This is a genomic window from Pedobacter frigoris, from assembly GCF_032678645.1.
Lineage (GTDB): Bacteria > Bacteroidota > Bacteroidia > Sphingobacteriales > Sphingobacteriaceae > Pedobacter > Pedobacter frigoris_A.
Genome location: NZ_JAVTSP010000001.1, coordinates 352,689 through 367,806, shown reverse-complemented (window position 1 = coordinate 367,806; position 15,118 = coordinate 352,689). Strand labels below are relative to the sequence as shown.

Here is a 15,118-nt window from a genome sequence, read left to right as displayed (position 1 = left end):
TCTTTTGCAATCCATGACATCTGCCTTACTTTGGTTGATTAAAATCTTAAATCTTATTCAAGACTGATGGCCCGCCCCAGCGTAGTTGTGCTCTCATCTTCTTTGGATTTTATTTGAGAACAAAAAATGTAAATAAATTGATAATGTAGTTAATACATGGAGATTTAAACCAAAAAAGCCTCGAATTACCTGGAGATTTTTTGTGATTCAGCTGATCTAAACATAAAATGCTTTCATTAATGATTGTAAGAAAATAATGCTATGAATTATAATGATTTAACAACCCATTTTTACTATGTTCCTAAAAGGGGAATTAAAAAACATGAATTTATGATCATTTTTATATCTTTATTACGTAACATATCTATGAAAAAAATAATTGCTCTCGCTTTCCTGCTTTTTTTGCTCACTAATACCTCTTCAGCTCAGCAAAAAAAACTACAGTTGTCTTTCAATACAAATGTCCTGGATGCTCACGTGGCAACGGAATTTAGTCTTTCCGGAAATAGTACATTCTATACTGCTATTGGGTTTGGATACGGAAGTGTGAGTTCACTAAACCTAAACAAGTATTATGATAAAAGCGCACAAGAAGGCCGAAACTCAGATGTACTCAAGCCTGAAATCTATTTTTCACCATATCTGAATATACAGTATCGGAATTATTTCTTAAGAGCGAGGGACAACAGGAAAGGAGATTATACCGGCAATAATTCCGGCATGTATGCTGGTGCCCGTTTTAAATTTTATACAGCACCAGTGATTTCTATGAATGAAGATGTTGAGTCCATCAGGCAAAATTATATGTTCGGGTTGATAATCGGTTATCAAAAGGCTGTAGGTGCTCAAAGAAGGCTTGTCCTCAATGCCAATACTGGGATCAGTACTCATGCCAATTACAATCTTTCTTTTTTCGGGTTTAAGCCTATGCTTTTTGGTTCTGTGGGGTATGTTATAAAATAAGGCTGCTCTTTTCTAGTTAATTCAGAAACCTTTTTGTAAGTGAACAATATTGATTATGAGAATCAATACAACGGAAATTCTCAAAGCCAGCAAGCTTTTTTTCATTTAATAAGTTAACCAATCTTCTAAAGATAAATCAGTTATTTTAAAAAAATCTCTAGAATCTAAAGATTACCTTGAAAAGGTGTACATTTTATAAGGATAGTGCTTTCCTTCAACGTACTTGATACGGGTTTTCGATTTTGACTCACCTAATCGCTCACCATTTTTTTTGGAATATTTTAGCTGCAATTGCTATATATGAATATAAGAAATTTTTCACTAAATTATACAAAGAGATTTCTTTGGTAATTTGAAAAAAAAAATAATCTTAAGGTATTAAAGCATAGTTTTATACCGTCAACTCCATCAAAACCATAATTTATTAATTTCAGCTAAATAAATTTTTAATGAAACGAGTTTCATGGCTTATTTTTTTTTCAGTTTTTGGAATATTGCCCAGCTGTACTAACGAGAATGGATTCGTGCTAAAAAAGCACAAACTTTTGGGTGAGGAAATTGACACATTAAGATACTATCCAAAGCAGAATCTCTATTTATTAAATGATAAGGACCGCGGTTACCTGGGAGATTTCAAAAGCCAATTTGTTTTTGCTAAGAAAGGTAAATCCATTGGTTATCGGATCGAAACAGGGGATCTGAGGCTGACGATATCGAATCGATCTCTAGGATTAGCACCTGATGGCGATTTCAGTTCCGGATGGTTTTATATAAATAAACATAAAGTTCATCCCATACTGCCAAAAGCTGATTCTATTTCTTCTCGATTACAGCATTCATATCCAAATTGTTTTATCCGTGAAGACAAGGGCTTGTTTTCAGTATATGAGAAGGGTGAGCTTTTAAAAACATTTCATTACGGATCTGCTATTACGAATAAATTAAACCTAGATTTTAACAATTTGACCTATGGCATCTACAGCTTGTCTAATGGAAGCCTACGAATGGTATCCACTGATGGTCGTAAATTACTGATACAATCTGACGGCGTCTATTTCGTTCCTTCACCCGGGTACAATGCTATTGCGGTTAGAGAACTAGACGACTTTTTGGTAAAAATTAATGAAATCATCGGCAAGGACAAAATGGAATTCACTGAGCGTATTTTTCTGAATGCTAAATAGAGACGGAAATACACTCAATCTAAAAGCAAATTTCAAAAGCGAGATCACCTTGCCATAAATTGACTGGATCGCTCCTTGATCGTGTTTTTGATTCAAATTGACTACTCAAGCTGCCTATTACTTCCTCTTAACAAACCTCTCAAATAAAAGCTCAGAAACGACTTAACATTCTCAGTGGAGAATACCCCAGGCAACCTCCTGATCTCAACGCAGACGCTTTAATTTTGCAGATTTAGCCGAAACAGCCAATCAATATTACTAAGTAAAAAATTGCCTGATACCGCCAAAACGGCCACTTTGACCCGAAATGGAGGGGTCAGTTTAAACCGAAATGAGGTGTCAGTTTAAATGCGGAATCACTGGCCACTTTCGCTGAAATACCCAATCAAGTAACCAAATGTCCAGATCGTCAGTACTTCTGTTAAAACCATGAAACCTAGTCGCAAACCCTCCAACCATAATATATTTTACATTATGCTTATTTAAGGAACGCCAAAATTGAATTAGTGCATCATCTAAGACATCCATAATAACTATTTATGAATAACTACCGCTTTATTGAGCATGCTGTTCGTTCTTAACATTTTAGTAAAAAGTTTCAGCTTATCCATATCAGAACGAAAAACATCTCTTCGTAAACGCTCGTCATCGGACAATTTTGTGATGCATACTTCCAAAGGTTCATTAACAATGTTTTCAGGCTCTTTTTTCATATCGTCCTCCATAGATTCTACTTGCAATTTACTCATCATCTTTGGATTTTCGCAATCTTTATTTGAGTATAAATGCAAAAGCCTCACAGAATGTGAGGCTTTCGTGATCCCGCTGGGATTCGAACCCAGGACCACTACATTAAAAGTGTAATGCTCTACCAGCTGAGCTACGGAATCATCGTTCTTATTTGAACTTTCACTCTAAGCGTTTCCGTTTAAAGTGGTGCAAATATAGGATTGTGATACTTATTCTGCAAATTATTAATCTATAAAATGTATAGTGTGTTGATTCTAAGGCTGATTATTATTGCAAAAAGGTTATAATACATTAACAATTCCTAAATATTGACTATTACTTCTCGTTTTGCGATCCTCAGCTACAAATGCCAGATATACATGAACAGCTCTTCTCGGAAAACTTTTCGCTCAGCAGGAAGATGCCTGCTTCTGCATAACGCCTTACTACCACGGTATCGGATTCAGCATTCTCATTCCCGATATCAAAACCAAATCATGGAGGATATAGCTACAATAGGATAAGACAATCATTGCAGTAGAGCTGTTATTTTCTCTTGCTCCTCTCTTGCTATTTTCTTGCTTTTGCAGGAAAAACCCAAAATTAGGGCAATATTTAAGTAAGTTGAAAACAAGATTAAAATACCGCGGAGTACGTAAAGATTGGTATTTAATCGAATGCAATAACCGTCTCAAGTCGTCCAATGTATTGATGTTATCCACTTCTTTATTGAATATGGAAGATCCTTACGGAAAAAATGAGATACCTATTACTTTTGAAATCTCAAATATTTAAAAGACTGAATTAAAATGCGGTAGAGGTAAATTTCAAGAAAATCTGTAAATGACTGAAAAAAGCTAAAGAATAATTATACTTTTGCACTTCTTCAAAAAAGAGATGATTCCGTAGCTCAGCTGGTAGAGCATTACACTTTTAATGTAGTGGTCCTGGGTTCGAATCCCAGCGGGATCACAAAAGCCTTCAAACTTCTAGTTTGGAGGCTTTTTTTTTGTAAATCGTAAACATTTTGTCTAAATTTGATATCACTTTTTAAGGCAATATGTCGTGGAAAAAGATAAAAATCATTCGATAAAGCTGAGATTGAACTTTGACAAGAGAGATTGAGGGATGCTTTTAAAGAGCGTTTTAAAAAGGCAACAGACTGCAAAAATACCGCAGACTATAAGCAAAGTAACGATAACTCAAAAACGACCCACATTGAAAAAAATTATTACCTACTTAATCTTATCGCTATTCTTTTTTAGTGCATATTCACAAACAACTACAACAGGCCAAAAACTTTCTCTAGATAAAGGTTGGCGTTTTCATTTAGGTGATATTCCCTTTCCAATTGTAAAGGGCCACGGATTTTCTTATGGCACCTCAAAAGCTGGTGCCGCAACAGGCGCAGCTGCGGTAACCTATGATGATCAAAGTTGGCGAAAACTTAATTTACCACATGATTGGGCAGTAGAAATGCCTTTCGATTCTACAGAAAATATCTCTCAAGGTTATCGTAAAAGAGGTTATGGCTGGTATCGCCGTTCTTTTCAACTTACAGAAGCGGATAAAGGAAAAAATATCGAATTACAGTTTGATGGTATCGCAACAAATGCCACGATCTGGGTTAACGGCACAATAGTTCATCATAACTTTTGTGGCTACACTTCATCTTATATCGATATTACCACATTAGCTAAATATGATGGAGAACCTAATATCATCTCAATTAAAGTTGATGCGGTGACACACGAAGGTTGGTGGTACGAAGGTGCTGGTATTTATCGTCATACTTGGCTGGTTAAAAGAGACGCTTTACACATCATTACTGATGGGGTTTATGCAAATCCGGTAAAAAAAGATCAAAAATGGACAATTCCGGCAGAAGTTATAGTGGCAAACAGTGGGGTAAAAATTGAAAATGCTAGTGTGGAGGTTAAGGTCGTCGATCAAACCGATAAAGTACTGGCGATTTCATCGGCCAACGTTACGGTTCCTGTATTTGGACAAGCCATAGCCAAAGTTAATTTAACAGTTGACAACCCTACTTTGTGGTCTTTAGAAAATCCAAAGCTTTATAAGATTGTTTCGAGTGTGAAACGAAATGAAACAACTACGGATCGGGTAATTACTAAAGCAGGTTTTCGTACGATAGAATTTACGGCCGATAAAGGCTTCTTTTTGAATGGCAAGAACATTAAACTAAAGGGTACTTGTAATCACCAGGATCACGCAGGTGTTGGCAATGCCGTACCAGATGCATTATGGGAGTTTAGAATTCGAAAATTGAAGGAAATGGGCTCCAATGCCTATCGCTGTTCGCACAACCCCCCATCTGTAGAATTTTTAGATGCCTGCGATAGTTTAGGTATGCTGGTGATGGACGAAAACAGAAACTTTAATACCGGGGATGAATATATACGTCAATTACAATGGTTAATTCGTAGAGATAGAAATAGGCCTAGTGTATTTATATGGTCGGTTTTTAACGAAGAACCGTTTCAAGGAGATTCAAGGGGATATGAAATGGTACGCTTAATGAGTGCTAAGGTAAAAGAATTAGACTTAACAAGACCTGTTACGGCCGCACAAAGTGGTGGACAACTAAGTGAGCTCAACGTATCGCACGCTGCAGATGTGGTGGGTTTTAATTACCAGAAAGATAATTACGATGAGTATCATCAGAAATATCCAAACAAACCAATGTTTAGTTCAGAAGATGTTTCGGCAGTGATGACACGTGGAGTCTATGCTGCTGATAAAAAGCGTGGTTACATACCTTCTTACGATGAAAACTTTCAACCTTGGGGCTCTACCAACAGAGTTGAATGGAAAATGGTTGATCAACGTCCGTATTTGGCTGGCTGTTTTGTATGGACGGGATTTGATTATCGTGGAGAGCCCCAACCTAATGAATGGCCTTCTACCGGCTCTTCTTTTGGTATAATGGATTTATGTGGATTTCCGAAAACTGCGTTTTGGATTCATCAAGCGCAATGGCGTAATGATATCCCTGTTTTGCAATTGGTGCCGCATTGGAATTGGCCAACCGATAGCATTGGCAAAAATATAAGGGTTATGGCCATGTCAAATGCCGATAGTATTGCTTTGTTTTTAAATGGTAAGCTTATAGGTGGACAGAAAGTTGATCATTATGAGATGAACTTTTTTAAAATTCCTTATCAGCCAGGTAAATTGACGGCTGTAGGTTACAATAAGGATAAAAAAGCAGTAAGCAAATTTGTTGTTGAAACTGCTGGTCAGCCTAATCAGCTTCAGCTAATTCCGGATAGGAAAACACTTAAAAACGACGGCTGGGATGCGATGCCTATTACCGTACAGGTATTAGATAAAAAAGGAGTGCCTGTGCCTACTGCCAACAATCATATTACTTTTGAAATAAGTGATGGTGCCGCTATTATTGGTACTGGAAATGGCGACCCCACTAATCATGTGTCCGAAAAAACAAATCAAAGAAGCTTATTCAACGGTTTGGCACAATTGATTATTCAAAGTAAAGAAGGCGCAACAGGGACTATTACGATAACAGCAAAAGCTGATGGCATAAAATTAGGTTCAGCTACTATTGCGTTGGTTAATTCAGCTGTTCCAGCATTTGTACCGGAATTTTCTACGGTAATTAATCTTAATTGGATCATGTCACCGTTTACCAATGAAAAACAAGATCCTATAAGATCAATTGGTGAAACAGATATGAATACCTGGGCAGCAGTTAAAGCAGGAAGTCTTCAAAATTTTGCTACAGGAAACTTTACGGTGTTTAGGTCAACCTTTATACCTTTCAAAAAACAACAACTTAGAGGCGCCACTATTAAAATCAAAAAGCTAAAAGGCAAAGCCGAAATTTGGTTAGATGGTAAATTGGCTAAAACCAAAACTACAGTTACCGAAGAAGATGTAGAAATTGCACTACCGCCAAAAGAAGGAGAAAGAATACTCAATATTATGGTTGAAGGAAGCAAAGGCACATCAGCAGGGTTAGGCGGGGCCGTTACGGTAGAATAGAAATTTAAGTGTATCCCAAATTTAACAAAATTAAAAATTATGCAAGCTTTGTCCGTCATAATTTGCGGGACGGCTTAGTCCTAAAAATTTGAGTATGGTTGGCGCAACATCGTAAAGATATGGGGCACCATGATAATCAATTGTTTTGCGATAAAACATTGCTGTGGCTAAAGAGCTCCATGTAATGCTTGCTCCATTATTGGTCAGAATGCTAATAGCAGGTGCTGCCAGTGTGCCATTGTAGACATTGCCTACGCCTTCATTGCCCTTGGTGTAAAGCACTAAATCGGCACTTTGAGTGTGGCTGGAGGTTACTGATGAAAAGCAATTTGCACTGATATTTGCCGCAGATAAAGCCGATTTGAACATCCTGATCTCTGCTACATTTCCTGTAAAATAAGGATTGTAAGTCCCGGTAGCATCCTGTCCCAGTTTAAAAGGTATTCCGCTTTGCAAGTCATCTATCGAAGAAATATTTCCGATTGCCACTTCGACTCCCCCATCGTACATTATTGCTTTTTGTACAGTTCGGTTGACCACAATGCTAACGTGATGCCAAAGCTGATCACTAAGGTCTATACCATCAAGATCGAGTCTATCTGTTCCATCTCCAAAATTCGCTCTTATTTTTCCGTTTCGATTTGCAATAATAATTCCCTTATTGGATCCGCTTGCCCAATTTTTATTGCCCAAGATGACCGGATCACTTGTTGTTGCAGTTGCCCTTACCCTAAATTCAATTGTAAAACTCCCGTTGGCACTTAGATCAAGATTATTCAAGGCAGGTAATTGTCCATAAACATTTGTTTGAAAGTTAAGCGCGGAGATTGAATTTGGTTTAGTTTCTACAACACTTGTTGGCAATGTGTTTATCAATTGAGGTGTAATGGCCGTATTATTCAAAATAATGAATGCATTTTGCTCTGGATAACTGGATCCCCCATGACTAGAATCACCCCCGTGATCAGTTGATACAACAACCAGCCAGTTTTCATCACTATATGTAGGCCGTGCTTTTAGCGCATTTAAAATTCTTCCTACCCTCGCGTCCACCGATTTTACAGAATCCATGTACATCTGCGTGGTGATACGGTAGTTACTTGCATGGCCAGCATGATCTACATTATCAAAATGACAAAATGCGACATCAGTATTGTTTGTAGTAATTTCTTGAATAATTCTTTTCTCAGTAGCGTCATCTGAAGCACTATTTACTTTTACAGTTACATCATTTGTTGCTACTATGAAATTATTTATAGATGCCCAGGTTACAACTGAAGCAGTACGCATTGTTGGTAAGCTGGTCTTAATTATTCTAAAAAATGAAGGATAATTGACAAAATCTGAACCGGAGAAACTATTATCAGAAGCTTTATGTTTAGTGACACTAACCCCTGTAAATAGTCCTGACCAACCGTTTGAAGACCAGGTAGGCGTTTCGGCTAGCGCATTAGTACTAGTCCATGACGTGTTCATCAAAGTACTTAAATTTGGTGCGTTGCCGGGAGTTATTGCTTTCCAGACACAACCGTCGATTCCTATAAAAAGAACTTTCCTGGGCTTAGCAGATTGAGTTGTATTTATCGGTTTGAGGGATAAGGTTTCCGATGCAATTGCATTTCCATTCTTTCTACAGGCTAAAGCGAATAGCAAAGTAGATGTTAGGCAAATGAATGTTGTCGTGATTTTGAAATTTTTCATTGAACTGATTTTTGGGATGATTAGCAAATGTTAAAGTTAATCCTTTTCAGGATAAATGTTAATAAATACTAAACAATAATATCAGTTCAATGATTTTTTTTATTGGATTTACTTAATTGCTTTTAAAATTCCTTTTGCCCAAAATTTAGCCAATGCTTCAGAACCCCCTGCATTAGGATGCAGATAAAAAACACCATGCTTGCCGTTTTCAGCTTTCAACAATGTTTTATGATTCTTTTCAAAAAAACTATAAACGGCCTTTTCGCCTAAAAAGATCTTACCTGGATCGCTGAGTTTATACTCCGCATGCAGTGCTTCTATTTGTGAATAATAGCTGTTTAAACGATCTAACCCCTCCTGCATATAGCCAGCATTATTGTGAGTATTTGGGCTATACCAAAGTGGATACTGTATGACGAATCTGGCACCAGGGTATTTTTTTATCAAGGTATTGATCACGGTATTCAGATTATTTTTATACTGAGCGGCCTGTACTGGTGCGCCATTCGGTCCGAAAATGGCACTGTCATTTGTACCCAGCATTATAGAGAACAGCAATATGGCTGTTTTATCTTGTGCGAAGGCGTCAGCTGCTTGTACTACTTTTGGGAAATCAATATTATTTTCTGGCAAAAAATCTACAGTAGTATGTCCGCTAAATCCTTTATTACTGATATCTACTGAATTAATATTTTTATTGTGTTTTAGAATTTCAGCGACATAGATGGGTGTAGCTTCTGTTTTTGGATGTGCCAAAGCACCACCCTCAGTAATGCTGTCACCTATGAAAACAATATTTATTTTTTTTTCTTTCTTTCCGGAAAAAGAAGTCAAAACAAAGACCAGAAGCAGACAGGCATAATTAACGGTACGTTTCATTTACTTTTAAAATTGATGATTAAATTGCTGGAAAATTCAAATATAGCCTAATTACTAATCCTGTACTATTCCATAGAAAATAAACCAAACGGATTTCCTTCAGTATCCACACAAATAGCGCAGAAGCCATATTCTCCGATAGAAAACTTGGAACGGTTAACCATTCCGCCTGCAGATTGAATGCGGGCTTCTTCCACACTACAGTCCTGGCATGGAAAATACACCATTGTATTGACACAGTGTCCGTCACCTTCCTTGGTACCTGGCATTTCAATTAAAGCTCCTGAAACGCCCTGATTTTCCATCGGTGAGAAGAATGACATTTTCATACCTCCAGGAGAATCACCGGGCATCGGACTGTCTATGAAATTAGTTCCTAATACAGCATTGTAAAATTTCTTTGCCCGTTCCATATCCTTAACATAGATTTCAAACCAGCAGACGATGTTTTGATTCATAATTTTAGTTTTTAAGTTCTGTTATCCGAATTTAACTAAATTGAGCTGTTAATACCAACTATTATTCCTGATATCAACTAGTTGAAAATATTTTTGCATTTTTTAGCATAAATGACCATATTTATTAAAACGAGTGTGTCATGGAATATATATATGAAAATTTTAACTTCCCTCCTAATCAATCGTTTACGATTCGGACGGAGCCTATAGAGTTAAAAAGATATACTCATATGAAATGCCATCTCAATTTTGAAATTGCATTGATAGAAAACTGTGAAGGAAAGCGGTTTATTGGCGATCATATAGGAGATTTCAAAGATGCGGACCTGGTTTTGATGGGAGGCTATCTTCCTCATTGCTGGCAATATTACGAAACTGCAAATGTACAGCAGCCAAACGTGGTAGTTGTGCATTTTTTTCCTGATTTTTTAGGCAAGGATTTGCTTGAAAAACCTGAGGCCCGCCATTTAAAAGATCTGTTTCACAATGCATCCAAAGGAGTCCGTTTTACCGGGTCTACCATGACAACAGCCAAAGCCTTGTTACTGGAAATGCTCTCTGCAAGAGGCTTACACCGGGCATCTTTAATGCTGCGCCTGCTTGATGTATTGGCTGAATCAAATGAGTACACAATTTTGGCCACACCGGGTTTTAATATTGTTGATAATTCCGCAGATGCAGATAAGATCAATCTAATTTATGATTATATCTTCAAAAACTTTAAAGGCACTATTTCTCTAGCCCAGGTCGCCAATCTGGTCCACATGAATCCGGCGGCTTTTTGCAGGTTTTTTAAGATGAAGACGAACCGGACCCTGCTGGATTTTGTGAAAGAAGTCAGAATCGGCTTTGCCGCAAAGTTACTCATAGAAGGAACCTATAACATAACAGAGGCATGTTATGCAAGCGGACACAACAATTTATCCAACTTCAACAAGCATTTCAAGGAGATTAAAGGTCAATCACCCAGAACATTTATGAAACAATATGCTGAATAAATTGTCGATCCGCCATTAGACTCATGGATTTATAAAAGAATAGATTTGTTCTGTCTGAGCCCACTTTTGTCCATCGGCTACACCGTCAACCCCAATTTGATAAGCATCCATTCGCTGATTCCATTCTTTGCATTTTTTGTCATAAGCCTCAGCAATTTGCCCCATACGATTTAAATCTGCATTTTCCGGCACCGTAATTACCATCACAACTGATCGGTTAAAACGATAGAGTTTAATTTTTCTGTACCCTGCCTTTTTGAAACCAGCCTCAACTTCCGGCCATACTTTCTGGTGATAGGCCAAGTACTCCTTCACTTTTTGTTCGTCGTCAACCAGGTTCACGACAAAGACCAGATCTTTTGTTTTTTCATGATCGACAGGTTTTTGGCAGGATAAAAAAAGTCCCGCCAGCGAGCATAAAATCCACAAACTATAGTAATTTCTCCTGTTCATACTAAATAATTCTTTAATTGAATATAATATAAATGCAACACATAATAACAGCTAATATTCCCCAGAGCACCCAAACTTTGGCTGATTTGTATTCAAACTGCTTATTGGTTTCGGCAATAGACAATAGTGGATTCTTGTGATCAGATTTCGTAAATATTGAAATGACAATCATGAGCGTAGTTAATGCTAAAAATATGTAGAAAGACAGCATTAAAAAGTGAGGCCAGTAGCCTTTATATGGATAGTTTAGGATATGACAAAATCCCAATATGATACACAGCAGACCGCCTCCGTAAAGTACGATCTCTGCCGCTTTATTATTTGCTTTTTTCCAGAGCACACCAATTAAGAAAACAACAGAAAGTGGTGGGGCTAAAATAGAAACGAGACCCTGACTTAGATCGAAGAAACCCTTTCCTGAATAAGAATATAATATTGCAATCAATAAGGCCATTATAGCTGCTGCTATTGTTACCATGCGACCGACAAATCGCTTTTGTTTTTCATTAAGTGGTTTGTATTGATTCACCACATCTAAGGTAAATACAGTACTGAATGAGTTTAATCCAGAGGAAACAGTATCAATTAATGCTGCGATCAGGGCTGCCACGCATAAACCCATCAAGCCTGGAGGCATCAGGTGTTTTACCAAAGTTATATAGGCATTATCTGGCTGAGCGATATCCTTGTATAGCACAAAGCACATGATACCTGGAAATATAAAAATGAAAGGCATTATAATTTTTAGGGCCGAAATAAACAAAGCGCCATATTGGCCCTGTTTAATATCTTTTGCGGCCAGCAACTTCTGCACAATAGTTTGGTCGGTACACCAATAATATAATGCGACAACCGGATATCCTAATACTATGGCCACCCAGGAATACTCAGGATCTTTAGCAGGTTGAAACAAATGCCAGTATGAGTCTGGAGCTCCATTTATGAGTTGTTCTATTCCTCCGATCTTTTTTAGAGATAGAATGGTGAGTACGATTGAAGATAAAATAATAATTAAGGATTGAAATACTCCGGTCCTTACCACAGCCTTCAGTCCGCCCATAGTGGTAAAACTGGTGGCGATAATAGCTACTACCACCATGGCATTTAACAAAGGCCAATTGAATATTTGCGAAATCAGCAAACCTCCTGCGTACAGACCACTGCCCAGCCATACCACCATGATAGAAACCAGACTGTAAACGGTTAAAAAATTATAGGATCGCTTTCCATACCGAAGCAGCAAAAACTGTGGCATTGTGCTAACTTTAGTCGTCAGATAGTGTGGTACAAACACCATAGCGAGTAATAAAAGAAAAATCCAGGCCAGCCATTCAAAATTACTCCCTACCACTCCTTTAGTAAAGCCAATGCTGGCAAAACCAATCAACATCATAGGTCCCGCGTTGGCACTGAACAATGAAAAACCTATTTGCCACCAGGAAAGACTTCGTCCTCCTAAAAAAATATCAGCAGAATTCTTTTTTTTCCGGCCGAGATAAAAAGCGACAAAAAACAGCAATACAATGTATCCAAACAATACGGCATAGTCTATAGTAGCTAATGAAACATCCATAAGAGGCTGATAATTAAATTAAAGTTGAACAAGAGGGCTATAATAATTTGTTTTCTCTGCAGACCAGATTTTATTCATTTTTATTTTGTCTTTCCGTTGCCAGTAATCCCAGTCGATCCGAATGGGCAACCCTTCAATTTGTGGCAATATAAAATGTCCATTTTCCAACTTCGGACATACTGCAAAATAGGATTCCAAGCCATGCATCAATGTAAACAGATATTCTACACGAAACTTTTCCGGAGCAGCCGCTACAATAGCTGCAGTATATAGAGAATAGCCACCGGATGAAAAATCAAGACCGGACTGAATGGCCAAGTCGCGCACGTCCATCCATTCCTGCATACTACTCAAATGATAAGGCGTTGGCTGAAAATGCTGAACTCCTGCATTCCTTAGTGATGAAAACACCTTACCACTTCGTTCAGACTCTCCAAAAGATATTGGAACCGGACATTTTTCACACAATAATGCAATATCTGTTAATGAAGCTGAATGTACGGGTTCTTCAAACCAAGCAATATTTTCATGCTCAACAGCTCTGATAAATTGTAAGGCTTCGTCGACATTCCATATCTGGTTTGCATCTACAGCCAGTTCAATATCACTTCCGATTAATTTACGTACAAATTTCACCCGTTCTATATCTTCCTGCATGGAAGATCCAAAATTCTTGCCGACCTTCATCTTAATACAATCAGTTCCAAAATTAAGGAAGTAATCCATTTCTTTCTCCAGATCCTTATGGGAGTAATTTGTCCCTCCCCCGCTACAATACATTGATACTGAATTCCTGCCGGCATTCAAATACTCATGTAAAGGTTTTCCTTTCCGGCGTGCCGCCAAATCATATAAAGCCAAATCTACCTGTCCCAACAAAGCTGCTGCAGCGCCTCTAAATCCTTCGTTGCGAATGGACCAATACAGCTTATGATATAGCTCTTTATAGCTAACGTGATGGCTGTGAAACAAAATGGGCAACATACACATTTCTAATATATTGGTATAAGCACTAAAAACGGGCGCTTCACCTATATTTCCATCTGTGTCTGTTAAGGTAATCACCGACAAGCTAAATTCCTCGAATGGCCCCATCGTTGCATCCTGAAATGGGATAACAGCTTTAACAGGTTGTAGTCTGCGTATTTGTACTGTACTTATATTAAATATTTCATTCTCGATAGAATTCATCTTACTTCCTTTAAACTGTTTTTAATGCTATAATTTCTTCAAAAATTGTATTCGATAGCGGTCCTTCATGGATATCGCATAGTGTTTCCAATAGCTGTCTGGTATCAACAGGACCGATAACCATTTTAAAGTCTTCTGGAATAGATAATACAAACCGATGTGCCAATGAAGACAATGGCAGGTGGTATCTATCGGCAATTTCTTTCACCCTGATAGCTTGCCCAATACTATTTTTATCTAACCAGTCCGGAGCTGAATCAATAAATTCCTGATACCTGCTGCCAAGTAGCCCCATATGCAGTGGACTGGCGGAATAAAACTGAATCTCATTCGATTGATATTCAGGAATACTGCTTGTCAGTGCATCTGAACAGCATGCATCCAGGCGGTTATATTCCATAATCACATCAAATACAGCTTTATAATCGTATTTCTTAAACCAACTGGGACAATTGCCTCCGATACCGATTTTTTTTGCATACCCCCGCTGTTTAAACCATTGCATTTGTCGAAAAATCTGATCAATATCAGCTTTTTCAGAAATCGCCGACGGATCATGCAAAAACAACACGTCGACCGCCTCAACATTAAGTGTTTTTAGACTTCTAAAAAGGCTTTGTTCCATTGAAGAGGCACTATAGTCGTAAATTCCATTATCAGCGGCATAGCTCTTTAAACGCCCTACCTTGGTGCTGACTTTAGGTAATTCACCATTCCACTGTTTTAATGCCTCACCGACGAATTCCTCGGCGTCACCGTAAGCAGGTGCTGTATCCAGACCATGGATACCAGTTTCCAGTGCTAACAGAATAGTACGAACGGATTCTTCCTTTTGAACCGCCCCCCAAACCCCGCCCAAACCGGCTGTGCCTAAAATACACTTTGATAAAAATTGTGATGACTGCATATATTTGGTTTATGCTTTAGGTATATTAACAAAAATATTTTTTTTATAAGTAAATA

At 37.8% G+C, this 15,118-nt stretch carries 11 protein-coding genes and 2 tRNA genes; 5 read left to right on the top strand and 8 right to left on the bottom strand.

The features are described 5' to 3' along the window. The first annotated feature begins 366 nt into the window (after window positions 1-366). Complete coding sequence (locus tag R2Q78_RS01680) at window positions 367-963, top strand: hypothetical protein (protein WP_316788279.1); 597 nt, start codon at window positions 367-369, stop codon at window positions 961-963. Window positions 964-1,412: 449 nt separating this feature from the next. Continuing rightward, entirely contained in the window at window positions 1,413-2,147 is a 735-nt protein-coding gene (locus R2Q78_RS01675) for a hypothetical protein (RefSeq protein ID WP_316788278.1), read from the top strand. An 817-nt stretch (window positions 2,148-2,964) separates the two neighbouring features. Here R2Q78_RS01675 and R2Q78_RS01670 read toward each other — a convergent pair. After that, window positions 2,965-3,037: transfer RNA gene (locus R2Q78_RS01670), tRNA-Lys, on the bottom strand. Window positions 3,038-3,775: 738 nt separating this feature from the next. Between R2Q78_RS01670 and R2Q78_RS01665 the strand changes: the two genes are divergently transcribed. After that, window positions 3,776-3,848, top strand: a tRNA-Lys gene (locus tag R2Q78_RS01665). A gap of 246 nt (window positions 3,849-4,094) precedes the next feature. Next, on the top strand, window positions 4,095-6,902 hold the full coding sequence (galA, locus tag R2Q78_RS01660; protein ID WP_316788277.1) for a beta-galactosidase GalA: 2,808 nt from the start codon (window positions 4,095-4,097) through the stop codon (window positions 6,900-6,902). 30 nt (window positions 6,903-6,932) lie between these two features. Here the strand turns inward: galA and R2Q78_RS01655 are convergent, their stop codons facing one another. The 3 genes from R2Q78_RS01655 to R2Q78_RS01645 all read right to left on the bottom strand — a co-directional run bounded on the left by R2Q78_RS01655 (window position 6,933) and on the right by R2Q78_RS01645 (window position 9,940). Then, window positions 6,933-8,603 carry an alkaline phosphatase family protein gene (locus tag R2Q78_RS01655; protein WP_316788275.1) on the bottom strand — a complete coding sequence of 557 codons (1,671 nt, stop codon included), beginning with the start codon at window positions 8,601-8,603 and terminating at the stop codon, window positions 6,933-6,935. Between the two features lie 108 nt (window positions 8,604-8,711). Beyond that, a complete protein-coding gene (locus R2Q78_RS01650; RefSeq protein WP_316788273.1) occupies window positions 8,712-9,482 on the bottom strand; it encodes a GDSL-type esterase/lipase family protein in 771 nt (256 codons plus the stop codon). A 65-nt stretch (window positions 9,483-9,547) separates the two neighbouring features. After that, window positions 9,548-9,940 carry a VOC family protein gene (locus R2Q78_RS01645; protein ID WP_316788272.1) on the bottom strand — a complete coding sequence of 131 codons (393 nt, stop codon included), beginning with the start codon at window positions 9,938-9,940 and terminating at the stop codon, window positions 9,548-9,550. 140 nt (window positions 9,941-10,080) lie between these two features. On the opposite strand from R2Q78_RS01645, the gene R2Q78_RS01640 reads away from it, so the two are divergent. Continuing rightward, window positions 10,081-10,938, top strand: coding sequence for an AraC family transcriptional regulator (locus R2Q78_RS01640; protein WP_316788270.1), 858 nt, complete (start codon window positions 10,081-10,083; stop codon window positions 10,936-10,938). Window positions 10,939-10,959: 21 nt separating this feature from the next. Here R2Q78_RS01640 and R2Q78_RS01635 read toward each other — a convergent pair whose 3' ends face one another. Genes R2Q78_RS01635 through R2Q78_RS01620 form a run of 4 tightly spaced genes read right to left on the bottom strand, consistent with a single transcriptional unit; the run spans window position 10,960 to window position 15,062 of the window. Further along, window positions 10,960-11,391, bottom strand: coding sequence for an L-rhamnose mutarotase (locus R2Q78_RS01635; RefSeq protein WP_316788268.1), 432 nt, complete (start codon window positions 11,389-11,391; stop codon window positions 10,960-10,962). A 13-nt stretch (window positions 11,392-11,404) separates the two neighbouring features. Next, on the bottom strand, window positions 11,405-12,964 hold the full coding sequence (locus tag R2Q78_RS01630; RefSeq protein ID WP_316788266.1) for a sodium:solute symporter family transporter: 1,560 nt from the start codon (window positions 12,962-12,964) through the stop codon (window positions 11,405-11,407). An 18-nt stretch (window positions 12,965-12,982) separates the two neighbouring features. Next, complete coding sequence (locus R2Q78_RS01625; RefSeq protein WP_316788264.1) at window positions 12,983-14,155, bottom strand: enolase C-terminal domain-like protein; 1,173 nt, start codon at window positions 14,153-14,155, stop codon at window positions 12,983-12,985. Between the two features lie 10 nt (window positions 14,156-14,165). Next, window positions 14,166-15,062, bottom strand: coding sequence for an aldo/keto reductase (locus R2Q78_RS01620; RefSeq protein ID WP_316788262.1), 897 nt, complete (start codon window positions 15,060-15,062; stop codon window positions 14,166-14,168). Window positions 15,063-15,118: the final 56 nt, after the last annotated feature.